The following is a 22925-nucleotide window of genomic DNA, read 5'->3' as shown; positions in this document are numbered from 1 at the left end:
CTTCATGTCTATGCGCGCGGTTATCGGCTTTTCGGTTTTTCTTCTCTCAGCCTTGGTTTCAGGGGCACCTGCGGGTGCCGCCGAAACGAATCGCGACATTGTCACGACCAAGGATGGCGACTATTTCGGTTTTGATCTGCGCACCGAACAGGACGTGACCCTCGACCAGTGCGAGGCGGTCTGTCTGGCCGAGACAAGCTGCAAGGCCTTCACCTACAATCCCAAGGTGAAATGGTGCTTCATGAAGTCCGACTTCAATGAACTGCACAGTTTTCCCGGCGCCATCGCCGGCAAGGTGGTCGAAACGACGAGCGAGCCGGATATCGGCGCGCCGCCAAGACTGGTATTCCTGTCCGACCAGCTTGTGCAGGATGCGCGCCAGGTCAAGGCACGTCTCGCACTGACGGACGAGCAGAAGGGGCAGGGCGCCGCCAGCCTGAAGGAAACGGCCCGCGCGCAGCTCGCCGCCGGCAATATCGAAAATGCGCTGAATGCCTTCAAGGGCGCGCTGGCGGTTTCGCCGGAGGATGCGGATCTGTGGGTGGAGACCGCCCGCGCTGCCAACCGCGCCGACAAGAACACCTATGTTGCCGGCCAGGCGGCGCTGGCCGCCTATAATGGCTATCTCCTGACGCGCACGACCCAGAGCCGGGCCGACGCTCTCGCGGTGCTGGCAACCGCGTTGCAGAATGCCCAGAACTATCGCGCTGCGCTCAACGCCTACAAGGCGAGCCTTGCGCTTGTCGATGCGAAGACCGTCAACGCCGCCTATCTCGATCTGAAGGCCCGCCAGGGATTCCGTATCGTCAATCACACCATCGATGCGGATAGCGCCGCGCCGCGCGCCTGCGTGCAGTTCTCCGAGCCCTTGGTCAAAATGGGTACGGATTATGCGCCGTTCGTGACGCTGGACGGCGTCGCCCCCAAGGCGGTCGAAGCCAAGGGTAGTGAGATCTGCGTGGAAGGCCTGACCCACGGCCAGCGCTACAAGCTGGCGCTGCGTGCCGGCCTGCCGTCTTCGGTCGGCGAAGCGCTGGAAGGCCAGGTTGATCTCGATATCTACGTCAAGGACCGCTCGGCCGTCGTGCGCTTTACCGGCGACAGTTTCGTGCTGCCCAGCACCGCGCGCCGCGGCATCCCGATTGTCTCGGTCAATACCACCAGCGCCAACCTGAAGCTGTACCGCATCGGCGACCGCGGCATCGCCTCGCTGCTCACCAGCTCGCAGTTCCTCACCCAGATTGACAGCTACAACGCCCAGAAACTGCAGGATGAGTCCGGTGAACTGGTCTGGCAGGGGGCGATCGATATCCAATCCGACCTCAACAAGGATGTCGTCACCAGTTTCCCGGTTGACGAGGCTTTGCCGAAACGCAAGCCGGGCGTCTATGTCCTGACCGCCGTTTCCACCGATGCCCACAGCAATGAATGGGATTCGCAGGCGACCCAGTGGTTCGTCGTTTCCGATATCGGGCTCTCCACCTATACCGGTACCGATGGGCTCAATGTCTTTGCGCGGTCGCTCGCAACCGCCCAGCCATTGATCGGCGTGGAACTGCAGCTCCTGGCCAAGAACAATGAAATTCTCGGCACGGCGATCACCGATACGGACGGGCGTGCGACATTTACCGCCGGATTGCTGCGCGGCACGGCCGCCATGACACCGGCTGTCATCACCGCCAAGAACGGCGACGCGGACTATGTCTTTCTTGATATGACGCGGGCCGGTTTTGACCTGTCCGACCGCGGTGTGACCGGCCGCACGGCTCCCGGCGCAATTGATGTGCTCGCCTGGACCGAGCGCGGCATCTACCGTGCCGGTGAAACCGTGCATGCATCGGCCCTTGCCCGCGATATCGGCGCCAAGGCGATCGAGAATCTGCCGCTGACCTTTGTATTCCGCCGCCCGGATGGGGTCGAAGACCGCCGCATGGTCAGCGATGGCGCAGCCCTTGGCGGCCACACGCTTGATCTGGCCTTGCAGGCCAACGCCATGCGTGGCACCTGGAACATGCAGATCTACACCGACCCGAAGGGCTCGCCCATCGCCGAAAAGTCCTTCATGGTCGAAGATTTTGTGCCCGACCGGGTCGAGTTCGACCTGACGAGCGAGGCAAAGGCCATCACCGTGGGCACGCCCACGCCGGTCAGTGTCGATGGCCGCTTCCTCTATGGTGCGCCGGCGGCAGGTCTCACGCTGGAGGGCGAGGTCAGCCTCAAGCCGACGCACGAGGATGCCAATTTCAAAGGCTATCGCTTTGGGCTGGCCGATGAACAGGGCAACCAGGATACGCGCATTCCGCTCGAGGATTTGCAGGCACTCGATGAGAACGGCAAGACAACGTTCGATGTGACGTTGAACGAAGTCCCGTCAACCACCCAATTGCTCAACGCCAATATCGTCGTGCGCATGCAGGAGGCGGGCGGGCGGGCCATTGAACGCAATCTGACGTTGCCGGTGAAATCACAGGGCGCGAAGATTGGCATCAAGCCCGAGTTCGATGGGGATCTGGCCGAAAATGCCATCGGTAAATTCCATGTGATCGGCGTCGACAACAATGGCCAGAAACAGGCCATGAGCGGCCTGAGCTGGAAACTTGTTGCGGTCGAGCGCAATTACCAATGGTACCGGGATGGCAGTTCATGGAAATATGAGCCCATCGTTTCGACCAAGCTGGTTGCCAATGGCACAGTCGATGCAACCGCCGATGGCGCGGAGATTTCCGTTCCCGTGACCTGGGGCCGCTTCCGCCTGGAGGTTGAAACGGTAGACGTTGAAGGCCCGACATCCAGTGTCGAATTCGACGCGGGATATTATGTTGCCGCCACGTCGACCGAAACCCCGGACGGGTTGGAGATCGCCCTCGACAAGCAGAATTATGCGCCGGGCGATACGGCAAAGCTAAAGGTATCGCCGCGTTTTGCCGGCGAGCTTCTGGTGACGGTCGGTGCCGAGAGCCTGGTGGCGACCAAGCGCCAGAGCATTCCCGCTGAAGGTGGCGAGGTGGAAATTCCGGTCACCGCGGACTGGGGCGCCGGTGCCTATGTCACCGCAACACTCTATCGTCCCGGCAATGACCGGGACAGTCACATGCCGATGCGCGCCATTGGCGTGAAGTGGCTGGGGGTCAATCCGGGGGACCGCAATCTTGCGGTGAAGCTGGATACGCCCGAGAAAACATTGCCGCGTCAGCCGCTGAACATTCCGGTTCAGGTGACCGGCGCCGGCGTTGGCGATACGGCCTATGTCACGGTTGCCGCCGTCGATGTCGGTATCCTCAATCTCACCCGTTACGAGGCGCCCAATCCCGACGGCTGGTATTTTGGCCAGCGGCAGCTGGGCCTGGAAATCCGCGATCTCTATGGCCGTCTGATCGATGGCTCGCAGGGTGCCGCCGGCCGTCTGCGCACCGGCGGCGATGGCGCACAGATGCCGTTGCAGGGCAGCCCGCCCACGGAAAAGCTCGTTGCGTTCTTCTCCGGTCCGGTCAAGCTTGACGCGGGGGGCAAGGCCAATGTGAGCTTCGATATCCCGCAGTTCAACGGGACGGCGCGGGTCATGGCGGTTGCCTGGTCCAAGGCCGGTGTCGGCCATGCCAGCAAGGATGTCATCATTCGCGATCCCGTCGTGGTAACGGCAAGCCTGCCGAAATTCTTGGCGCCCGGAGACAAGACGGCGCTACGGCTTGACATCGCCAATACGGATGCCCCGGCAGGCGACTACCAGTTGCAGGTGACGAGCAATCAGGCCGTCGGCGTCGAGCAGCAGGCGGCCGCACAGACCGTCAAGCTGACGGCGGGCGGAAAGTTCAATCTGACACTGCCGCTCAAGGGCCAGCAGCCGGGTGACGGCGTTGTCTCAGTCAAACTGTCAAACGCCGCGGGTATTTCGCTGGAGCAATCGCTGAACATTCCGGTCCGCCCGGCGTCGCTGCCGATCACGGTGCGCAATCCCATCAAGATCGCACCGAACAGCACGCTGAAGATCGACCGCGAATTGCTGGCAAGCAGCCTGCTGCAGGGCGCATCGGTCAGCCTCAACGTGTCGCGGTCGTCGGCCTTCGACATACCGGCCTTGCTCATGACGCTCGACCGTTATCCCTATGGTTGTGCGGAGCAGACGACAAGCCGCGCCATGCCGCTGCTTTATCTCAGCGAGCTGGCCAAGCAGTCGGGCCTTGCCGACGATGGCGATGTGCAGAAGCGGGTGCAGGAGGCAATCTTCCGTGTCCTGTCCTACCAGTCCTCTTCCGGCAGTTTCGGCCTGTGGGGTCCGGGTTCCGGTGATCTCTGGCTTGATGCCTATGTCACGGACTTCCTGACCCGCGCACGCGAACAGAAATATGACGTGCCGGAAAAGGCGCTCGTTCAGGCATTGGAAAACCTGCAGAATTCGCTGAGCTACGACGTGAATGTCAAGGATCAGGGCAATCAAATCGCCTATGCGCTTTATGTTCTCGCCCGCAACCGCAAGGCTGCCGTCAGCGATCTGCGTTACTACGCCGATACGAAGCTGTCGGAATTCCCGACGCCATTGTCGCGCGCCCATCTGGCGGCGGCGCTGGCGCTTTACGGGGATGCACAGCGGTCGCAGAGCATCTTTACCAATTCGCTGCAGATGTCGACCAAGGCCACCAATGTCAGCCTTGTGCGCTCGGATTATGGCTCGTCCCTGCGTGACGATGCGGCGGTTCTGGCGCTCGCTGCGGAAAGCCGGCCGGTCCCGGCCATCATTCCGCAGCTGTCGCAGATCGTTGCCAAGGAATGGGAGCGCAAGATCTATACCAGCACGCAGGAACAGACCTGGATGCTGCTGGCGGCCCGCGCCATCCAGGGCGGCGACAACGATCTGAAGCTTGCCATCAATGGCGTGGCGCACACGGGTGGCTATGCCGCGCGGATGACTGGCGACGAGCTGATCGCCCAGCCGGTCAGCATCACCAACGGATCGACCGAGGCCGTTTCGGCTGTCGTGACAACCGTTGCCGCACCGGCCCAGCCTTTGCCCGCTGGCGGCGATGGCTTCAACATCCAGCGGACCTACTACACGCTCGACGGATCGGAAGCCAATGTCAGCGAAGCCAAGCAGAATGAGCGCTATGTCGTTGTCCTCAAGGTCACCGAGAACAACAACTGGCCGTCGCGGGTGCTGATCACCGATCTCCTGCCCGCCGGTTTCGAGATCGACAATCCCGGCCTCGTCAACAGTGCACAACTGTCGAATTTCGACTGGATCGGTGAGGTCGAAGCCGCCCACACGGAATTCCGCAGCGACCGTTTCGTTGCCGCCTTCGATCGCAACACCGGCGACAACAGGGAAATCACCCTGGCCTATGTGGTCCGGGCCGTGACGCCGGGTACCTACGATCATCCGGCAGCCAGCGTTGAGGACATGTATCGTCCGCAATTCTCCGCACGCACGGCCACGGGCCGGATGGAGGTCGTGGCGGCACAGTAAACAAACCTTGGCTCAAGACCGGTTGATCCGATGATCACGTGGCGCACATTCTGTATCGGCATCTCCGCCAATCTGGTGGTGGCGACGGCGCTGGCCTTCGGCCTTGATCTTGCCGACAAAAGGTTTCCGCCGCCGCTGGAAAAGGCGGTGGAAGTCTCGCCGGAAGTGGTCGATGCCAATGGCCAGCTGCTGCGTGCCTTCGCCACATCGGAGGGGCGCTGGCGCCTGCGGACGACGGCCGCGGATGTCGATCCGCAGTTCATTCGCATGCTTGTCGCCTACGAGGATCAGCGCTTCTGGCAGCATCGCGGCGTCGACCCGCGGGCCGTGGCCCGCGCCGCACTGCAACTGGTCCGCAACGGCCGCATCGTTTCCGGCGGTTCGACCCTGTCCATGCAATTGGCGCGGCTGATCGAACCGCGGGAAGGGCGCTCGCTCAGCGCGAAGTTTGCTCAGTTGGTGCGTGCGCTGCAGATCGAACGCCGTCTGACCAAGGCGCAGATTCTCGATCTCTATCTCACCCACGCACCCTATGGCGGCAATCTCGAAGGTATCCGTGCCGCCAGCCTCGCTTATTTCGGCAAGGAGCCGCGCCGCCTGACCGTGTCTGAATCCGCCTTGCTTGTGGCGTTGCCGCAATTGCCGGAAAAGCGCCGTCCCGACCGCAATCTCGCTGCAGCCGAGACAGCGCGCGAGCGCGTTCTGGACCGCATGGCCGTTGCCAAGGTGGTGGGTGAGGGTGAGGCCGAACGTGCCGGGCTGGTACCCATTCCTGCCCGCCGCCTGCAGCTTCCGGCCTATGCCGCGCATCTGGCGGAAGCCGCCTTGCGCCGGGAGCCGCAGGTCAACCGGCACCAGACCACGCTGCGCCGCCCGATCCAGCAGGGCCTTGAAGCCGTTGCCAAGGCTGCGGCGGCCAAGCTTGGCCCCAAAGTATCGATCGCCATGGTGATGGCCGATGCCCGCAGCGGTGAAATCGTCGGCGAAGTGGGCTCTGCCGATTATTTCGATGCCAGCCGCTCCGGCTGGATCGATATGACACGGGTGATGCGCTCGCCCGGATCAACGCTGAAACCCTTCATCTACGGCCTCGCCTTCGAGGACGGGCTCGTTTCGCAGGAGACGATCATCGAGGACCGTCCAGCCGACTTCTTCGGTTACCGGCCGCGCAACTTCGACATGAGTTATCAGGGCGACGTCAGCATCAGGCAGGCGCTGCAACTGTCGCTGAACGTGCCTGCCGTCCGCCTGCTTGACGCGGTGGGCCCGACGCGGCTGCTGGTCCGCTTCCGCCGGGCGGAGGTGAGACCCGTGCTTCCCGCCAATGAAGCGCCGGGCCTGGCGATCGGCCTCGGCGGTGTCGGCATTACGCTGAAAGACCTGGTGCAGCTCTACGCCGCGCTGGCCAATCGCGGCAGGCCGGTGCTTCTGGGGGATGGCATACAGGGCAAACCGCAGCCCATCGAAGCCGAACCGCTGCTGGAACCGGTGGCCGCATGGCATGTCGCCGATATTCTGTCGGGTGTCATGCCGCCGCTGGGCGCAGCGCAGCGCGGCATCGCCTACAAGACGGGCACGAGCTACGGCTACCGCGATGCGTGGTCGGTCGGTTTCGACGGCAATTACGTGCTTGGCGTCTGGGTCGGCCGTCCGGATAATGGCGCTGTGCCAGGTATCACCGGTTTCGGAACGGCGGCACCGATCCTGTTCGAGGGATTTGTCAAATCCGGTGTGCCGGTCACGCCGCTGCCGCGTGCGCCGGGCGGTGCGGTGCGCATCGCGCAGGCGCAACTGCCGATCAGCCAGCGCCGCTTCACCCGGACATCGAATGGTCTGCTGGCTGCAACGACGCGCGAACCGGCACCGCAGATCGTCTATCCGCCCGAAGGCGCGCGGATCGAGCTCGGGGCGAAGACCGGCGGGACCCTGTCACCCCTCGCGCTGAAACTGCAGGGCGGCCGCGCGCCATTCCGCTGGTTGGCCAATGGCAAGCCTCTGCCCGATATGTCGCGCCGTCGTGACAATCAGTGGGTGCCGGACGGAGCCGGTTATTCGACCTTGACGGTCATCGATTCTGCCGGCCGTGCCGCAAGCGTCCGGATCTTTGTCGACTAGAAACAAAAAGCGGCGCCGAAGCGCCGCTCTGGTTTGACCGGGATCATTACCGGCCCTGGATCATCGATGCGATGATGCCGGATGCAATGCTGACCATGACGTAGTCATTGTTGACGCGCACCCAATGATAGCCACGCGGCGGTGTCTTCAGGTGATAGCGATGATAGTCGCGCACCACGTTGCGGCGATAGTTGCTGGGCAGCTTGTGGCCGCGCACCCAGCGCGTCTTCTTCACGACGGTGCGTTCGTTGACGACCCGCTTCTTGACCATCCGGTCCTGCTGCTGATGGCCATAGCCTTGCTGCTGCTGCGCAAAGGCTGCAGGCGTTGCAATCAGGGAAATGGCAAGGGCTGCCAGGGTGATCTTTTTCATGTTGGTTCCTCGTTCATTGCAGGGTTTATGATCAAACACCATGCTGTTTTACGAGGGGCGAGATGAACCAAAACTGAACGTCAACCTAAACAATTTGTAATGTTTTAAATGGCTTAGCTGACGCATGGATGGTGTCGTGGATTGGTTGCCCTCCGCCCGCGGGCAACATGCGCGGGGCGGAAGGCATCTGCTTCACAAAGCTCAGGCGTAGCGGCCGATGCCGAGTTCCGATGCGTCGACATCCGGCGTTTTGCCGGAAACAATGTCAGCCAGTACCCGGCCGGAACCGCACGACATGGTCCAGCCAAGGGTGCCGTGGCCGGTGTTGAGGTAGAGGTTCTGGTATCTGGTGCCGCCACCGATAATGGGCGGGCCGTCCGGGGTCATCGGGCGCAGGCCAGTCCAGAAGGTTGCCTTCGACAGATCGCCGCCACCGGGGAAGAGATCGCCGACCGAATGCTGCAATGTGGCTTTGCGCGCATCGCGCAAGGTCAGGTCATAGCCGGAGATTTCCGCGGTGCCGCCGACGCGGATGCGGTCGCCGAGCCGCGTGATTGCCACCTTGTAGGTCTCGTCCATGACCGTGGATTCCGGCGCGCAGCTGGCATCGGCGATGGGTACGGTGATGGAATAGCCCTTGATGGGGTAGACCGGTACCGGTACGCCGATGCGGCGCAGCAGAAATGGTGAATAACTACCGAACGCAACCACGTAGGCATCCGCCGTCAGTTCTTCTGTCTCCGTCGACACGCTAGCAATGCGATTGCCGCTGGTGTTGATCGAGGTAACAGTGGTGTTGTAGCGGAAGGTGACGCCCTTCTCGGCTGCAAGGGCCGCCAGCTTCTCCGTGAAGATCTTGCAATCGCCGGTTTCGTCGCCGGGAAGACGCAGACCGCCGACGAATTTCTCCCGCACATTGGCAAGAGCCGGCTCGGCGGCGATGCAGCCTGCGGGATCAAGGAGTTCAAAGGGCACACCGAACTGCTTGAGCACTTCGATATCGCCGCCCGTGCCGTCATACTGGCTCTGCTTGCGGAAGAGCTGCAGGGTGCCCTGACTGCGCTCATCATAGGCAATTCCGGTTTCCGCACGCAAATCACGCAGCGAATCGCGGCTGTATTCGGCGATGGGGACCATGCGGATCTTGTTGCGGGCATAGCGCGCCGACGTGCAGTTGCGCAGCATCCGCACCAGCCACAGCGCCATATAGGGGTCGAATTTCGGCCGCACGACGAGCGGACCGAAATGCATCAGCATCCATTTGATGGCTTTGAGGGGAACGCCGGGACCCGCCCATGGCGAGGAATAGCCGGGCGAGATTTCACCGGCATTGGCAAAACTCGTCTCCAGAGCCGGACCGGGCTGCCGGTCGACCACCACCACCTCGTGGCCCGCCTGGGCGAGATACCAAGCTGACGTGACGCCGACGACGCCACTTCCAAGGACGAGAACTTTCATAAGCGGAACGCTCCTTCAAACAACGCGAGATATGCCAGCCATTTCCGATGCCGGCGCAAGAGTGACTCGCACTCTGGGATGCCGCGAAAATTCTTTCCAGAGTTTTCTTGGGGAATGCGCTGAAATGTCTTGGTTTTTTGGAGTGCGCGCCTGAATTCAGGGCAAAATAAAAGGCCGGGTAAACCCGACCTTCTCAAATTCATCTCTGCTGTCAGTGCCAGTACATCCGTGGTCAAAGACGCGAAGACGAATTATTTTTAGCCAGCCTGAAGCTGGTCAGCAGTCATCTTGCCGGACTTGTTGTCACGAACCAGCTCGAAGCTGATCTTCTGACCGTCATTGAGGCTGCGCATACCAGCGCGCTCAACTGCGGAGATGTGAACGAACACGTCTGCCGAACCATCGTCTGGCTGAATGAAGCCGAAGCCTTTTGTGGAATTAAACCACTTTACTGTTCCAGTGCTCATAATGAACCCTTTCAAGGAATATGTTTTGGTCACCTACCATGCGACTGCACGATAGTTTTAGCTCGATTTTTGAAGAAGGATCGTTGAGAGCGCTTTGGCGCAATAAAACTAATAACAAACTACCAAATACCGATGGGTCATACATAGTGACTGTGAGACATTCCGTCAATGCTGCGCCAGAAAAAATAATTTAATTATAAAAACTTAGCGGAATTCGACTAATGATTCTGATGTTTTTATTGAACAATATTTCGCCAATACCAGCGATCATTTAATAAAGCGCAAGCATTTCCCGATGCGGATAAACGGGTTCCCACGCGGCCGCAAGGCCTCGTCAACGTCGGGCATGATACGTATGGGGCGCTATTTGCCCTTGGTGGCGAGCGTCACCTTTGCCTTGGCTTTTGCCGGCTTCTTGGCTGGCTTCAAGGCGTTCTCAGCTTCTTCTTCCGCTTCCTTGGCCAGACGCAATGCCTTCAGGCGCGCGGTCTTGCTTTCCCACTTTGCGGTCTCGTCATTGATAATGGCGGATGCAGCTGCGGTTGTGGCCAGGCTTTTCTGTTCCGAAGGACTGAGAACCCGCTTCGGGCGGACACCAACTTCAGGCAATTGTTTTGGACTGTGTTTCATCGTGTCTCGCATTTTTGAGCCACAATCATCGCACGCGGCGGTTCACAAGTCTATCGTGCATTCCGATTCTGTCCCGGTGCCCAGCCCCGCGCAAAGCCATAGGACATGGCCAGGGAGGCATATTCAATCTCCCGCAACAGGAACTCACGCTCGGCCAGAAGCGCCGCTATTGTCGCCCGGACATCACCCTGATGATAAGCCAATGCCTCGTCAATTTCGTCGTCCGGCTGTTTCAATATCGCATTCATTGGATTCTCCTTCGCAATTCAGAATGGCACAATCCGGTTCATGTGAAAAGAAATTTGTTCCTGTTTTGTTCTAATTTTAGTCTTGACGCGTGTTTCGGGTTGTATTGCTGGACGAAGGGGGGCGGCCGCAGGGACGGGGGTATGCATGTGCGGTGCGGCGCCATCATCGGGATGGCGCCGCACCTGAACAATCGGGTGTTGGCGTGCCGGGCATGCCCTTAGCTCTTGGGCTTGCCCTTGCTGGCGACTTCCGTCTGTTTGCCGATCGAACTTGCAAACGGAACAGCGGTCTTTACCTCTACCTTGTCCTTCTTTGGTTTGCGTACTTCGCGGTTGCTGCGTTGTTGACCTTTAGCCATGGTGGTTCTCCTTCAGGTTTCGGGTAGGGATCGGGGCGGGAAGTGATTAGCCGGGCCGGGACTGATCCTCGAGAAGCGCAGCTTCCAGATCGAAATGGTCGATCGGGAAAACCTGCTGGGTGCCAAGCTTCGACGACCGGGCCGGAACATGGATGTAGGTGGCCACGCGGCGATATGCAGCGCGGGACAACCCGTCAACGAGTTCTTCATCCTGATCCACGTCGTAATCGCCGGCGGGCAATGGCTTGTCCACACCCTTCAACACGAATGGTGCGTCGAAGTGGACGATGGAATGTGTTGTGCGCGTGAACATGCCAATCCTCCTTTGGAAGTGGCAAGCAGCGGAAGCTGGCCTGCTGTGTTCTCATCCCGGCGGGTGCCGGAGATCAGTCGTCATGCAACGTTCAAAAAACCGTCGTCATTTTGGAACGAGATTGGCGGGTCGAGAACCTCTGACGCTGCGAAGAGCCAAATCTGAAATGAGGATATCCAAAAGGCGATAGCAAAACAATCGTCATGATTTGCGGTTTATTTGCGGCCCTGTATCTCTGGTGGCGGAACGGTGATAGGGTGCGTTCACTTGCCAAAATGCTGCACGTCCAACCGCTGGATCATCGGTCCACAGCGGCCCTATGGCATTTCCGTTGGAGGAAAAATCATGATGTTATTACGAGTGTTGAGCTTTCTGAAAGGCATGAGGATGCCGGTTACCCAAGCACCGGTTACCAGTGTCAAACCAGCCAAGCCGATCCCGCCGGTCAAGAGCAAGACGCGGCGCGACATTGCGGACAGTGACGGTAAAATACGGCGTCAAAAGCATATGGTTGAATGCAACCGGCTGATCTGATCTGAAGCAGGACGTGGCGCCGCTCCCCGGTGGCGCCGTTCTCAAGAGAGTTCATTCTATCCCAGAACGCCCGCAAAGCTTTTCGTCAGCTTTCCCTGCCGGAACGCCTCGGCGATAAAATCAACGAATACCCGCGTTTTTGCGGGCAGCAGCCTGCGGCTGGCATAATAAATCGATACGGCCCCGGCGTCGGCATACCAGTCCGGCAAGAGGCGCACGAGCTCGCCATTTTCCAGGTGCGGCAGGGCAACGGGGGCCGAGAGGATGGTCACGCCCAGGCCGAGCAGAGCCCCCTGACGCATGGCGGCGGGGTCGTTGACCACAATCCTGTCCCGGATATGCGCCGGCATTTCCATGCCAGCGCTGTTGCGCATCATGCGCACCGGAATGCGCCCGGTGCGCTGCTGGCGCAGCACAATCCCGTCCATCGTCGCCAGCCCGGCCGGATCCGCGGGAAATGCGCGGCCCCGCATGTAGGCCGGAGACGCCACAGCTACGAGATGAAGGGTTGCAAGCGATCGGGACACAACACCAGGCAGAAGTTCGAAGCCGCCGCCGATGGCCGCATCGAAACCTTCCGCGATCAGGTCGACCTGCCGGTTCTCGAAATGCCATTCCGGCCGGATCAACGGAAAGCGCTCGAGAAAGGCCGGGAGCAGCGGCATGACAAACCCGATGCCGAGCGTCGGGCTCATGCTGACCTTGAGCACACCGGCGGGTTCGTCGCGATGCGCCGCAACATTGGCGATCGCCGCCTGCAGATCCTCGAGGTTTGTGCGGACCGCCTGCAGGAAGCGCTCGCCTTCCTCCGTCAGGGCCAGATTTCGCGTGCTGCGATGAAACAGCCGCACGCCAAGATTGCGTTCAAGCATGGCCACGTTCCGGCTGACCGCCGCAGGCGTCAGCGACAGGCGTCGCGCTGCTGCTGAGAAACCTCCGGTTTCGGCGCTGCGCACGAACGACTCCAGATTGGCCAGGGTTTCCATATCCATACCTTCAACTGATAATTGAAAATATTTAAAGCTATTACCTGCTTTTCGTCAATGAATGGATAGCCCATTCTCAGGTCATGCAATTTCATGCATTCGCAAAAAGGAACAAGATCATGAGCATTGGTATTATCGGAGCCGGGCTGATCGGCACGGCTTTTGCGCGGGCATTGGCCCGGACTGGTATCGAAGCAACCATTTCCAACAGCCGCGGACCGGACTCGTTGAAGGAACTGGTTGGTGAACTCGGGCCGTCCATCAAGGCCGGCACCGTAGAGCAGGCGGCAAGCGCGGATATTGTCGTGATTGCCGTCAACTGGTCGAAACTGCCGCAGGCTTTGGCCGGTCTGCCCGCCTGGAACGGCCGCATCGTCATCAACGCCAACAATGCCATCGAAGCCCCGTCCTTCAAGCCCGTTGATCTCAAGGGGCGCCTGCCGAGCGACGTCGTCGGCGATCTCGTGCCGGGTGCAAAACTGGTGAAGGCGCTCAACCATCTGCCCGCAGCCTTGCTTGCAGGCGACCCCAAGGCTGAAGGCGGTCAGCGCGTCCTGTTCTATTCCGGCGACGATGCGGACGCCAAGGCGAAGGTCGGCGCCCTGTTTGAAAAGCTTGGCTTTTTCCCGCTCGATCTGGGCAGCCTGGCGACGGGTGAGAAGATGGCGGGGTTCCCCGGCGGCCCGCTCGCCGTCCTTAATCTGGTGAAGTTCGGCTGACGACAAGCGAAGGGCCTGTCCCACGAGGCAGGCCCTTGCAGAATTATGCGGCCGCAGCGCGGCCTGCAGGCCCGCATCGGCTGGGGCTCATTGCCGCCGATATCGGGTGCATGGAAACGCCCGGTTCCACCTCTCAACATGCTGTCCTGGCCGCCTAATTTGCCTCAGGCACTTTTATATTCGGCAAATGATGTTACATTGGCTTCAACGTTAATGAACAAGCGCCTTGCCTGCGTCCTCCAGAGGTTCGCGCGGCGCCCGAAGGATAAGATTTTGAAAGACCCCGAATCGGGCGCCCGCAAAGCGTCGAACGAAGGGGCGTCTGGCGGTCATACGGTGTCGAATGGCATCCCAGGTCCCGCCAAGAACGGACCCGGACCACAAGGGGATTCTGCGCGTCAACCGCAGGAGAGCCGGTCCGATTCCCAGGAAGGACGCTTCGAGAAAAACCCCAAGAAACGGGCGCGCCGCCGTCGGCGTGGCAAGTCGAAACACGGTGCTGTTTCGGCGCAAAACCCTGTTGCCTCCGCCGCACCTGCGCATCCGGCGGGAGAAGCCGATGCCGCAGCGCCGGTCAAAACCGGTAAAAAGCGCCGCCCCAACCGCCACAGGCGCCGGGGGCGTTCCGGCGCAAAACAGCAGGAAACCGTTATCGCGGCGACTGTGGAACAGAACAGTCCGGCCAAACCATCCGAACCTGACAGCCCGCGGCGCGAACCCAGATATGCCGGTGCTCCGCTCTATGCAGCGCTGGATCTGGGCACGAACAACTGCCGCCTGCTGGTGGCAACGCCGACGCGGCCGGGCCAGTTCCGTGTGATCGATGCGTTTTCGCGCATTGTCCGTCTTGGCGAGGGGCTGGGTGCAACCGGGCGCTTGAGCCCGAATGCCATGAGCCGAGCCATCGAGGCGCTGAAGATTTGCCGCGACAAGCTGGAAAACCACGATGTACGGCGCGCCCGCCTCATCGCCACCGAGGCCTGCCGCCAGGCGGAAAACGGTGCCGAATTCCTGCATCAGGTCAAACACGAGACCGGCCTTGATCTGGAGATCATCAACCGCCAGACCGAGGCCCGCCTTGCCGTTTCCGGCTGCGGCACGCTGGTCGAGCGCGAAACCGATGCGGTTGTGCTGTTCGATATTGGCGGCGGTTCCTCCGAAATTGCCCTGATCGACCTGTCGGAGCGCCGTTCGCCGCGTCTGGCCGAGCATATCATTGCCTGGACATCGCTTCCCGTTGGCGTCGTCACGCTGGCGGAGCGTTTTGGCGGCCGCGATGTGACGACCGACAATTTCGCCGTCATGGTCAATCATGTGGCAGAACTCCTCAATGATTTCTCCGAACGGCACAAGCTCGGCGATCTCGTCAACAGCCAGAATTTTCACCTGCTCGGCACCTCCGGCACGGTGACGACGCTTGCCGGCATTCATCTTGGTCTCGACCGCTATGACCGGCGCCGCATCGATGGTATCTGGATGCAGAACGACGACGTGACCGAGATGACGAGCAGGCTCCTGTCGTGGAGTTTTGACGAACGGGTTGCCAATCCCTGCATCGGTGCCGACCGCGCGGATCTTGTTCTTGCCGGTTGCGCCATTCTGGATGCAATCCGCAATGTCTGGCCCAGCCAGAAGCTGCGCGTGGCTGATCGCGGCCTGCGCGAAGGTATTTTGACTGAACTCATGTCGCGCGATGGCGCGTGGCGCAATCGGTGGTTTCGCGCCAATGTCGCGTAAAAGAGGGGCGTGCATTCCCAATGGCTAAGACAACAACAGGCGGGCGCGGCGGTACGGGTACGCGCGGCCTGCATACCAAGATCAAGAAGAAGGCGGGCACGATCAAGGAATCGTCGCGCCGCTGGCTGGAACGTCATATCAACGATCCCTATGTGCAGCGGTCAAAGGCCGACGGCTATCGGTCGCGCGCGGCCTACAAGCTTATCGAGATCGATGACCGTTACAAGATCCTGAAAAAGGGTCAGCGCATCATTGATCTGGGCGCCGCCCCCGGTGGCTGGAGCCAGATAGCTGCGGGGATTGTCGGCTCTCCCGAGGATGCGCCGACGGTTGTCGGCATCGATTATCTGCACATCGATCCTTTGCCGGGCGTAACGCTGCTCGAGATGGATTTCCTCGACGATGCCGCGCCGGACAAACTGATCGAAGCGCTGGGCGGCCAGCCGGATATCGTGTTGTCGGATATGGCCGCTCCCACCACGGGGCACCGCCGCACCGACCATATCCGCACGACGCATCTGTGCGAAGTGGCGGCGGACTTTGCGGTTTCCGTGCTGCGGCCGGGTGGTCACTTCCTGACCAAGACCTTTCAGGGCGGCACGGAAAACGAAGTGCTGACCCTGCTCAAGCAGCACTTCAAATCCGTGCATCACGTCAAGCCGCCGGCCTCGCGCGCCGAGTCGGTGGAGCTTTACCTGCTCGCCCGTGATTTCAAGGGCCGGTCTTAAACGACGGTCTATTCGGCAGGCGCGGGCTTCGCATCCGGGTAATGCCCCGATACTTCGGCGCCCGCATCCGGCTTCATCGGCATGAATAAGAAGAATGCCAGCGACGATATGGCGGCCACCAGGAAGAATGCCGTGTGGAAGTCCGAGAGCTGCAACGGCCCGCCATGCAGATTGGTGGACACTTCCAGAATGCCGCCGGCAACCGCAACGCCCAGGGCAATGGATATCTGCTGGGCCACCGATGCGATCGGTGTTGCAAGGCTGGTCTGTTCATTGGGCACTTCCGCATAGGCAAGTGCGTTGGCCCCGGTAAAGAACAGTGAGCGGAAGAAGCCGCTGACCAGAAGCAGGCCAAGAATGAGCGCGGTCGGTGTTGCCGGCGTGAAGAAACCATTCATGGCAATGAAGCTTGCGGCGATCAGCGATCCATACATCAGCGCATTGCGGAAGCCCGTCTTGCGGAAGAACCATTTGGTCACGAATTTCATGCCGATGGCACCGGCAGCCGATATGAAGGTCATGAGGCCGGACTGGAAGGGTGTCATGCCGAAGCCGATCTGGAACATCAGCGGCAGCAGGAACGGTGTCGCACCGACGCCGATGCGGAAAAGACTACCGCCAAAAATCGACGCACGGAACACCTGGTTCTTGAACAGATCGAGCGCCAGCAGAGGTTCCGGCGTGCGCTTGGCATGGATGAGGTAGAGCACCGTCGAAACGATGCCGACGCCGAGCGTCGAGAACCCGACCCATGCGGGGAGCGCCGGCAGGCTGACCACGGAAAGCCCGAACACCACGCCGGAAGCGGCGATGCCGCTGAGGAAGAAACCGGGCACGTCAAGCTTGCGCTGGATCAGCGTTTCCACATCCGGCAGGTAACGTGTCGCAAACCAGATGCCAAGCAGGCCGATCGGCACGTTGATCAGGAAAATCCAGTGCCAGGTAAAATAGGTGGTGAGAAACCCGCCGATGGGCGGCCCGACCAGTGGCCCGACCAATGCGGGCACGGTCAACCAGGCCATGGCGCCGACAAGCTCGCTGCGCGGCGTCGAACGCACCAGAACCAAGCGGCCGACCGGCGTCATCATGGCACCACCGACACCCTGCACGAAGCGTGAGACGACGAAGGCCAGCAGCGAGTTGGAGGCTGCGCAGGCGATCGACCCAAGCACGAACACGACGATAGCCGCGCGGAACACATTTTTGGCGCCGAACCGGTCGGCCATCCAGCCGCTGACCGGGATGAACACGGCGAGCGAGACGAGATAGGCGGTCAGCGCGAGTTTCAGCGCGATGGGGCTCGTACCGATGTCGGCGGCAATGGCGGGCAGGGATGTGGATATGACGGTCGAGTCCATCTGTTCCATGAACAGGGCGACAGCGAGCACGAGCGGAACAATGCGATTCACAATGAATTCCAGTTCTCAATAAAGAGCTTCGTCAGCAATCGGGGTCCGTCGCGGGACTCACAATGAAAAGCAACCCTTGCTGGCGCTGCGATAGCACCAGTGTGGCGGGTGCTCAAGCACCGATCAATCAGATGTGATCCAGCACAATACGATTTTCCGCTATGCAAAAGGGAACGGCCCGGCAGCCGTGACGTTGCCTGTGCACGATCTCAACCGCAGACCCCAAGACTGCCAGAAGGAGATGAACTCATGACGTCATACGAGATTTCCCGCCGCGATCTGTTTCTTGCGTCGAGCGCCATAGCCGGCGGGCTCGCCATGTCGCAGGTCATGCCGGATGCTGCCGCCGCAGCGGTTCCGCTTTCGCCGGTGAAGTCGCCGGGTTTCAAGCGCTTCAAGCTGGGTGAATTTGAGGTCACCACGCTTCTCGATGGCCTGCGCCTCTCCGACGGCCCGTTTCCCACCTTCGGTGCCGATCAGTCGCAGGAGAAGGTGGCAGAACTGATGCGCGCCAACTTTTTGCCCGAAACGAAGTTCGTCAATGGTTTTGCCCCGGTGCTGATCAATACCGGTGCTGAACTGATCCTGTTCGACACGGGTTTTGGCGCTGCAGGGCGCGACAACGGTTTCGGCCAGCTGGAAGCCAATATGAAAGCGGCGGGTTACACGCCCGATCAGGTGAGCGTTGTCGTCATCACCCATATGCATGGTGACCACATCGGTGGCCTGATGAACGGCGAGAAGCCTGCCTTTGCCAATGCGCGCTATATCGCGGGGCAGATCGAATATGATTTCTGGACCGATCCGGCCCGGGCGGGCACGCCGGCGGAAGCGGGTGCCAAGGGTGTTGCGGCCAAGGTGAAACCATTGGCGGAAAAGACCACCTTCATCAAAGCGGGTGATGCGGTTGTGTCAGGGATTACCAGCGAAGCGGCTTACGGCCATACGCCCGGCCACATGATTTTCCACGTGGAATCCGCGGGCAAGCGTCTGGTGCTGACCGCCGATACCGCCAATCACTACGTCGCAGCCCTGCAGCATCCGGAATGGGAGGTGGCTTTCGATACGGACCGGGCCAAGGGCATCGAGACGCGCAAACGGGTGCTCGACATGATCGCCACCGACCGCGTGCCGTTCATCGGTTATCACATGCCGTTCCCGTCGGCTGGTTATCTCGACCGGCAGGGAAGCGGCTACCGTTTCGTACCGGTGACCTATCAGTTCGACGTCTGACCCTGTCCAGGCGTTGCCGATGCGGCTTCGGCGCGCTTGCGCCGGATCGCATCCGCAATGAACACCCGTGACAATGCGTGGTAGAGCGGTTCGTGCGAGATGATGCGTGCCGTGCCGTAACCGAGCATGGATGTGCACATCAGGGCAATGACGCTGTCATGGCTGCCGGTCATTTCCAGAATGATGACAAAAGCCGTCATCGGTGCCTGCACCACCCCGGCGAAATAGCCGGCCATGCCGAGCACGGCGGCGAGGCCGATATTGCTGCCGGTGAGCAGGCCGATTGTGCTGCCGAAGCTCGCGCCGACGGACAGCGAAGGCGCAAAAATGCCGCCGGGAATGCCGGAGACCATGGAAAGGAAACTGGCGAGCAGTTTCTCCAGAAAGAAATACCACGGCAGGGCATGGCCTTCCACGGCGCCGCGCGCCTGTTCGTAGCCCGTGCCGAAGGTTGTACCGCCTGAGGCAACCCCGATCAGCGCAACGGCAAAACCGCACACAGCGGCGAGCAGCAGGGTACGGCGAAACGGATCGGGTGCCGTCCAGCGCTTGATCCTGCGCAATGCCTTGACGGCACCGGCACTGAAAAAGGCACCGAACGCACCGCCGCCGACACCGCACAGGATCACCAGAAGCCAATCGGAAAAGCTGGTTACGACGGCAACGGATGCACCGAAATAGGTGTAGTTGCCGACAAGCCCGATGGCGGCGAGGCCGGAGAGGATGACGGCGGTCAGAACAAGGCCGTTGGTGCGTGCCTCATAGGAGCGGCCCATTTCCTCGATGGCAAAGACGATGCCGGCGAGCGGCGTATTGAACGCCGCGGCAATACCGGCGGCGGAGCCTGCAAGGATGAGCCCGCGCGCCTGCGCCATGCCGCCCCAGCGCGCCACCTGCAGCATCAGCGACGCGCCGACCTGGACGGTTGGGCCTTCGCGGCCGATGGAGGCGCCGGAGAACAGGCCGACAACAGTCAAAAGGATTTTGCCGAAAACCATGCGCAGGGAAAGCAGCCTGACGCGATCCTCGTGATCGTTGAGATGACGGGCCGCGATGGCCTGCGGAATGCCGCTGCCCTGGGCATTGGGGAAGAAACTGTAGGCCATATAGGCGCAGAAGATGAAGCCGAGCGGCGTGATGATCAAGGGCAGGAATGTCGTCCAGCCGCTGGTTCCGATCACGCCATGAAACGTTTCCTGGGCAAGATCCGCCAGCTTGGCGAAGAGGACGCTGATCACACCAATGGCAATCGCCCCCGCCCAGAACACCAGGCGCGGCCGCCAGACCCGCGTGTTGCCCCACATGGCGCGGGACCGGCGCAGGAAGGAAACTTTTCGGTAAATCGGGCGCACCATATCTCCTGCATTCAACCGTCCAAGGGGTCGTATGGTCCTAACATGCGGGAAAACGATGGGCCAGTCTCAACAATTCACCCTTTTGCTGCCAAGATGCACAGGGCATTTTGCCACCAAGGAGGACGCCATGAAACGATTCTTTGCCATGCTTTGTGTCTCACTGTCGCTCGGGGCTGTGTCGTCAGCGGTCGCCGCTTCACCGGAGGAAAAGGTCGATCCGATCGACAAGGCGGCAACGGAATGTCTGAACAGCCCGGCAGGGCAGACGACTTCAGGAATGGTCGACTGCTCGCACAAGGCCTTTGTCGCCTATGACAAGCAGCTGAACGCTGTCTACAAGAAAGTCCTGGCATCGGTCGATCCGGAATCAGCCAAGCAGATCCGCGACGCGCAGCGCAAATGGGTGGCGTGGCGCGAGGCCCAGATCAAGGCCGATAACGGCCCATGGCGCGCCGACAGGGGTTCCATTGCCAGCATGGATATCGAGGCGCTGAATGTGGACGCCGTGCGGGCGCGCATCAAGGAACTTCAATATTATGCGCAGTAAGGCCGGTTTCCATCCACCCCTAGAGGGAGATCATGTATTGCTGATTGGGGAATAAATACGTTTCCACCTTTCCAAACCGACATATCCATGTTACCAGCCCGTGCCAATTCACCGGAACATTACTGACTCGGCGCACCGCCATCGTGGTGCGCTTGTCGCATTTTAAGGAATTGGTTATGGCAAAAATTGTTGAATCCGCGACGGGCGCGCTGGCACTGACATTTGACGATGTCCTGCTTCAGCCGGGTCATTCCGAAGTCATGCCCGGCCAGACTGACATTCGCACCCGCATTGCTCCCGATATCGAACTGAACCTGCCGCTGCTCTCCGCTGCCATGGACACCGTTACCGAGTCGCGCCTTGCCATTGCCATGGCTCAGGCTGGCGGCATGGGTGTCATCCATCGCAATCTTACACCGGAGCTGCAGGCCGAAGAGGTCCGGCAGGTCAAGAAGTTCGAATCCGGCATGGTCGTCAACCCGGTCACCATCGGCCCGGACGCAACGCTTGCCGATGCGCAGGCATTGATGCGCGCCCATGGCATTTCCGGCATTCCGGTGGTCGAGAACGCCGGCGAGGGCAGCCGCAAGCCGGGTCGCCTTGTTGGCATCCTGACCAACCGCGACGTGCGCTTTGCGTCCGATCCCAATCAGAAGATTTACGAGCTGATGACGCGTGAAAACCTCATCACCGTGCGCGAAAACAATGTCCAGCACGAGGAAGCCAAGCGCCTTCTGCATCAGCACCGCATCGAGAAGCTGCTGGTGGTGGACAGCAAGGGCCATTGCGTCGGTCTGATCACCGTCAAGGATATGGAAAAGTCGCAGCTGAACCCGAACGCGGCCAAGGATGCACAGGGACGCCTGCGGGTTGCCGCCGCATCCAGCGTCGGCGAAGACGGTTTCGAGCGCGCCGAACGGCTGATTGCCGCCGGTGTCGACGTGCTCGTCATCGATACCGCTCACGGCCATTCGCAACGTGTTCTGGATGCGGTCACCCGCGCCAAGAAGATGTCGAACGCCGTGCGCATCATTGCCGGTAACGTTGCAACGGCTGCGGGCACGCAGGCGCTGATCGATGCGGGTGCCGATGCGGTCAAGGTCGGTATCGGACCGGGCTCGATCTGCACCACGCGTATCGTTGCCGGTGTCGGCGTGCCGCAGCTTTCAGCCATCATGTCGGCCGTGGAAGCCGCGCACAAGGCCGGTGTTCCGGTCATTGCCGATGGCGGCATCAAATATTCCGGCGATTTCGCCAAGGCGCTTGCGGCCGGTGCCGCCGCTGCCATGGCAGGTTCCGCCCTTGCCGGAACCGAGGAAAGCCCCGGTGAGGTCTATCTCTACCAGGGCCGTTCCTTCAAGGCCTATCGCGGCATGGGCTCGGTCGGCGCCATGGCCCGTGGTTCGGCGGATCGCTACTTCCAGGCGGAAGTCCGCGACGAGCTCAAGCTTGTGCCGGAAGGCATTGAAGGCCAGGTGGCCTACAAGGGGCCGGTGTCGGGCGTGCTGCATCAGCTTGCCGGCGGCCTTCGTGCATCGATGGGCTATGTCGGTGCCAAGAACCTGGAAGAGTTCCGCGACAAGGCGACCTTTGTCCGTATCACCAATGCGGGCCTGCGGGAAAGCCACACCCACGACGTGACGATCACGCGCGAAAGCCCGAACTATCCGGGCGGCAACTGATCGGGGCGCGGAGGCCATGTCTGACAACGCCCTCCGCGACCACTTCTCGGCCATGGCGCGCAACAGCGCCTGGTCGAACCATCGGCTGCTTGGCGCCTGTGCCGGGCTGACGGATGCGGAATTCGCGCGGGAACGGGTCAGTTTCTTCCCGTCGCTGCAGATGACGTTGAACCACAATCTCATTGTCGATCACATCTATCTGGCTGACATGACCGGCGTTGGGCGCAAGAACATCAGCCTCGTCGGGGATATTCCCTTTCCAAAACTGGCTGATCTCAGAGAAGCACAGGAGGCGTTCGACGCCGATCTGATCGCCTTTTGCGACAGTCTGAGTGCGCCGGATCTCGACCGGATCGTTATGATCGAATGGCATGACGGGCAGGTTTCACAGGAGCCGATCCGGCTTGTTCTGTCCCATCTGTTCGTGCACCAGATTCATCATCGCGGGCAGGCACATGCGATGCTGGCGGGAACAAAAGTGCCCCCGCCGCAGCTTGATGAGTTTTTCCTGAACTACGATATTGCGCGCCGCAAGGGCGAACCTTTCGCGACTTGACCTCCCTAAAGGGGGGCA

At 60.8% G+C, this 22925-nt stretch carries 20 protein-coding genes; 10 read left to right on the top strand and 10 right to left on the bottom strand.

What is annotated here, in order from left to right:
* The first annotated feature begins 10 nt into the window (after nt 1–10).
* Together ACZ25R_RS17280 and pbpC are read left to right on the top strand one after the other, a co-directional pair.
* Nucleotides 11–5458, top strand: a complete 5448-nt coding sequence (locus tag ACZ25R_RS17280; RefSeq protein WP_472462510.1) for an alpha-2-macroglobulin family protein — start codon at nt 11–13, stop codon at nt 5456–5458.
* Nucleotides 5459–5488: 30 nt separating this feature from the next.
* Complete coding sequence (gene pbpC, locus ACZ25R_RS17275; RefSeq protein ID WP_472461682.1) at nt 5489–7573, top strand: penicillin-binding protein 1C; 2085 nt, start codon at nt 5489–5491, stop codon at nt 7571–7573.
* 46 nt (nt 7574–7619) lie between these two features.
* Here the strand turns inward: pbpC and ACZ25R_RS17270 are convergent, their stop codons facing one another.
* The 7 genes from ACZ25R_RS17270 to ACZ25R_RS17240 all read right to left on the bottom strand — a co-directional run bounded on the left by ACZ25R_RS17270 (nt 7620) and on the right by ACZ25R_RS17240 (nt 11421).
* Nucleotides 7620–7946 carry an RcnB family protein gene (locus tag ACZ25R_RS17270; RefSeq protein WP_472461681.1) on the bottom strand — a complete coding sequence of 109 codons (327 nt, stop codon included), beginning with the start codon at nt 7944–7946 and terminating at the stop codon, nt 7620–7622.
* 201 nt (nt 7947–8147) lie between these two features.
* The gene (locus ACZ25R_RS17265; RefSeq protein WP_472461680.1) at nt 8148–9404 is read right to left on the bottom strand and encodes a D-amino acid dehydrogenase; all 1257 of its coding nucleotides are present in this window, start codon (nt 9402–9404) and stop codon (nt 8148–8150) included.
* A 257-nt stretch (nt 9405–9661) separates the two neighbouring features.
* Nucleotides 9662–9871 (bottom strand): cold-shock protein, encoded by a 210-nt coding sequence (locus ACZ25R_RS17260; protein WP_091881096.1) that lies wholly within the window; start codon nt 9869–9871, stop codon nt 9662–9664.
* A 363-nt stretch (nt 9872–10234) separates the two neighbouring features.
* Nucleotides 10235–10501, bottom strand: coding sequence for a hypothetical protein (locus ACZ25R_RS17255; RefSeq protein ID WP_105736820.1), 267 nt, complete (start codon nt 10499–10501; stop codon nt 10235–10237).
* 50 nt (nt 10502–10551) lie between these two features.
* Nucleotides 10552–10749 (bottom strand): hypothetical protein, encoded by a 198-nt coding sequence (locus ACZ25R_RS17250; protein WP_464662843.1) that lies wholly within the window; start codon nt 10747–10749, stop codon nt 10552–10554.
* 218 nt (nt 10750–10967) lie between these two features.
* Complete coding sequence (locus ACZ25R_RS17245; protein WP_171974043.1) at nt 10968–11108, bottom strand: hypothetical protein; 141 nt, start codon at nt 11106–11108, stop codon at nt 10968–10970.
* 46 nt (nt 11109–11154) lie between these two features.
* Nucleotides 11155–11421: a hypothetical protein gene (locus tag ACZ25R_RS17240; protein ID WP_464662844.1), complete on the bottom strand. Its 267-nt coding sequence runs from the start codon at nt 11419–11421 to the stop codon at nt 11155–11157.
* A gap of 345 nt (nt 11422–11766) precedes the next feature.
* On the opposite strand from ACZ25R_RS17240, the gene ACZ25R_RS17235 reads away from it, so the two are divergent.
* Nucleotides 11767–11955, top strand: coding sequence for a hypothetical protein (locus ACZ25R_RS17235; RefSeq protein WP_472461679.1), 189 nt, complete (start codon nt 11767–11769; stop codon nt 11953–11955).
* Nucleotides 11956–12011: 56 nt separating this feature from the next.
* Here the strand turns inward: ACZ25R_RS17235 and ACZ25R_RS17230 are convergent, their stop codons facing one another.
* Nucleotides 12012–12941: a LysR family transcriptional regulator gene (locus tag ACZ25R_RS17230; RefSeq protein WP_472462509.1), complete on the bottom strand. Its 930-nt coding sequence runs from the start codon at nt 12939–12941 to the stop codon at nt 12012–12014.
* 119 nt (nt 12942–13060) lie between these two features.
* Here ACZ25R_RS17230 and ACZ25R_RS17225 point away from each other — a divergent pair, with 119 nt between their 5' ends.
* The 3 genes from ACZ25R_RS17225 to ACZ25R_RS17215 all read left to right on the top strand — a co-directional run bounded on the left by ACZ25R_RS17225 (nt 13061) and on the right by ACZ25R_RS17215 (nt 16125).
* The gene (locus tag ACZ25R_RS17225; RefSeq protein ID WP_472461678.1) at nt 13061–13660 is read left to right on the top strand and encodes an NADPH-dependent F420 reductase; all 600 of its coding nucleotides are present in this window, start codon (nt 13061–13063) and stop codon (nt 13658–13660) included.
* A 273-nt stretch (nt 13661–13933) separates the two neighbouring features.
* The gene (locus ACZ25R_RS17220; RefSeq protein ID WP_472461677.1) at nt 13934–15397 is read left to right on the top strand and encodes a Ppx/GppA phosphatase family protein; all 1464 of its coding nucleotides are present in this window, start codon (nt 13934–13936) and stop codon (nt 15395–15397) included.
* Between the two features lie 20 nt (nt 15398–15417).
* Nucleotides 15418–16125, top strand: a complete 708-nt coding sequence (locus tag ACZ25R_RS17215; RefSeq protein ID WP_346307323.1) for an RlmE family RNA methyltransferase — start codon at nt 15418–15420, stop codon at nt 16123–16125.
* Between the two features lie 8 nt (nt 16126–16133).
* Here the strand turns inward: ACZ25R_RS17215 and ACZ25R_RS17210 are convergent, their stop codons facing one another.
* Entirely contained in the window at nt 16134–17534 is a 1401-nt protein-coding gene (locus ACZ25R_RS17210; RefSeq protein ID WP_464662848.1) for an MFS transporter, read from the bottom strand.
* A 249-nt stretch (nt 17535–17783) separates the two neighbouring features.
* Here ACZ25R_RS17210 and ACZ25R_RS17205 point away from each other — a divergent pair, with 249 nt between their 5' ends.
* Complete coding sequence (locus ACZ25R_RS17205) at nt 17784–18767, top strand: MBL fold metallo-hydrolase (protein WP_464662849.1); 984 nt, start codon at nt 17784–17786, stop codon at nt 18765–18767.
* On the opposite strand, the gene ACZ25R_RS17200 is transcribed toward ACZ25R_RS17205, so the two are convergent.
* On the bottom strand, nt 18752–20071 hold the full coding sequence (locus ACZ25R_RS17200; protein ID WP_472462508.1) for a chloride channel protein: 1320 nt from the start codon (nt 20069–20071) through the stop codon (nt 18752–18754). The genes ACZ25R_RS17205 and ACZ25R_RS17200 overlap by 16 nt on opposite strands.
* 178 nt (nt 20072–20249) lie before the next feature.
* On the opposite strand from ACZ25R_RS17200, the gene ACZ25R_RS17195 reads away from it, so the two are divergent.
* The 3 genes from ACZ25R_RS17195 to ACZ25R_RS17185 all read left to right on the top strand — a co-directional run bounded on the left by ACZ25R_RS17195 (nt 20250) and on the right by ACZ25R_RS17185 (nt 22907).
* Nucleotides 20250–20669 carry a lysozyme inhibitor LprI family protein gene (locus ACZ25R_RS17195; RefSeq protein WP_464662851.1) on the top strand — a complete coding sequence of 140 codons (420 nt, stop codon included), beginning with the start codon at nt 20250–20252 and terminating at the stop codon, nt 20667–20669.
* 176 nt (nt 20670–20845) lie between these two features.
* The gene (guaB, locus tag ACZ25R_RS17190) at nt 20846–22351 is read left to right on the top strand and encodes an IMP dehydrogenase (protein ID WP_223611621.1); all 1506 of its coding nucleotides are present in this window, start codon (nt 20846–20848) and stop codon (nt 22349–22351) included.
* 16 nt (nt 22352–22367) lie between these two features.
* Entirely contained in the window at nt 22368–22907 is a 540-nt protein-coding gene (locus tag ACZ25R_RS17185) for a DinB family protein (protein WP_472461676.1), read from the top strand.
* The last annotated feature ends 18 nt before the right edge of the window (nt 22908–22925 follow it).

It is taken from the genome of Phyllobacterium sp. RCAM01083 (assembly GCF_055685835.1).
Note: the sequence above shows the minus strand (reverse complement) of the source record. Positions and strands in the feature narration are given on the sequence as shown.

What these genes read in the sequence shown, in the direction of transcription:
- ACZ25R_RS17225 (WP_472461678.1), top strand. Translation starts at nt 13,061, where the DNA reads ATGAGCATTGGTATTATCGGAGCCGGGCTGATCGGCACGGCTTTTGCG.
- pbpC (WP_472461682.1), top strand. Translation starts at nt 5,489, where the DNA reads ATGATCACGTGGCGCACATTCTGTATCGGCATCTCCGCCAATCTGGTG.
- ACZ25R_RS17215 (WP_346307323.1), top strand. Translation starts at nt 15,418, where the DNA reads ATGGCTAAGACAACAACAGGCGGGCGCGGCGGTACGGGTACGCGCGGC.
- ACZ25R_RS17240 (WP_464662844.1), bottom strand. Translation starts at nt 11,421, where the DNA reads ATGTTCACGCGCACAACACATTCCATCGTCCACTTCGACGCACCATTC.
- ACZ25R_RS17265 (WP_472461680.1), bottom strand. Translation starts at nt 9,404, where the DNA reads ATGAAAGTTCTCGTCCTTGGAAGTGGCGTCGTCGGCGTCACGTCAGCT.
- ACZ25R_RS17260 (WP_091881096.1), bottom strand. Translation starts at nt 9,871, where the DNA reads ATGAGCACTGGAACAGTAAAGTGGTTTAATTCCACAAAAGGCTTCGGC.
- ACZ25R_RS17205 (WP_464662849.1), top strand. Translation starts at nt 17,784, where the DNA reads ATGACGTCATACGAGATTTCCCGCCGCGATCTGTTTCTTGCGTCGAGC.
- ACZ25R_RS17200 (WP_472462508.1), bottom strand. Translation starts at nt 20,071, where the DNA reads ATGTGGGGCAACACGCGGGTCTGGCGGCCGCGCCTGGTGTTCTGGGCG.
- ACZ25R_RS17280 (WP_472462510.1), top strand. Translation starts at nt 11, where the DNA reads ATGCGCGCGGTTATCGGCTTTTCGGTTTTTCTTCTCTCAGCCTTGGTT.
- ACZ25R_RS17270 (WP_472461681.1), bottom strand. Translation starts at nt 7,946, where the DNA reads ATGAAAAAGATCACCCTGGCAGCCCTTGCCATTTCCCTGATTGCAACG.
- ACZ25R_RS17230 (WP_472462509.1), bottom strand. Translation starts at nt 12,941, where the DNA reads ATGGAAACCCTGGCCAATCTGGAGTCGTTCGTGCGCAGCGCCGAAACC.
- ACZ25R_RS17185 (WP_472461676.1), top strand. Translation starts at nt 22,368, where the DNA reads ATGTCTGACAACGCCCTCCGCGACCACTTCTCGGCCATGGCGCGCAAC.
- ACZ25R_RS17245 (WP_171974043.1), bottom strand. Translation starts at nt 11,108, where the DNA reads ATGGCTAAAGGTCAACAACGCAGCAACCGCGAAGTACGCAAACCAAAG.
- ACZ25R_RS17255 (WP_105736820.1), bottom strand. Translation starts at nt 10,501, where the DNA reads ATGAAACACAGTCCAAAACAATTGCCTGAAGTTGGTGTCCGCCCGAAG.
- ACZ25R_RS17235 (WP_472461679.1), top strand. Translation starts at nt 11,767, where the DNA reads ATGATGTTATTACGAGTGTTGAGCTTTCTGAAAGGCATGAGGATGCCG.
- guaB (WP_223611621.1), top strand. Translation starts at nt 20,846, where the DNA reads ATGGCAAAAATTGTTGAATCCGCGACGGGCGCGCTGGCACTGACATTT.
- ACZ25R_RS17250 (WP_464662843.1), bottom strand. Translation starts at nt 10,749, where the DNA reads ATGAATGCGATATTGAAACAGCCGGACGACGAAATTGACGAGGCATTG.
- ACZ25R_RS17195 (WP_464662851.1), top strand. Translation starts at nt 20,250, where the DNA reads ATGAAACGATTCTTTGCCATGCTTTGTGTCTCACTGTCGCTCGGGGCT.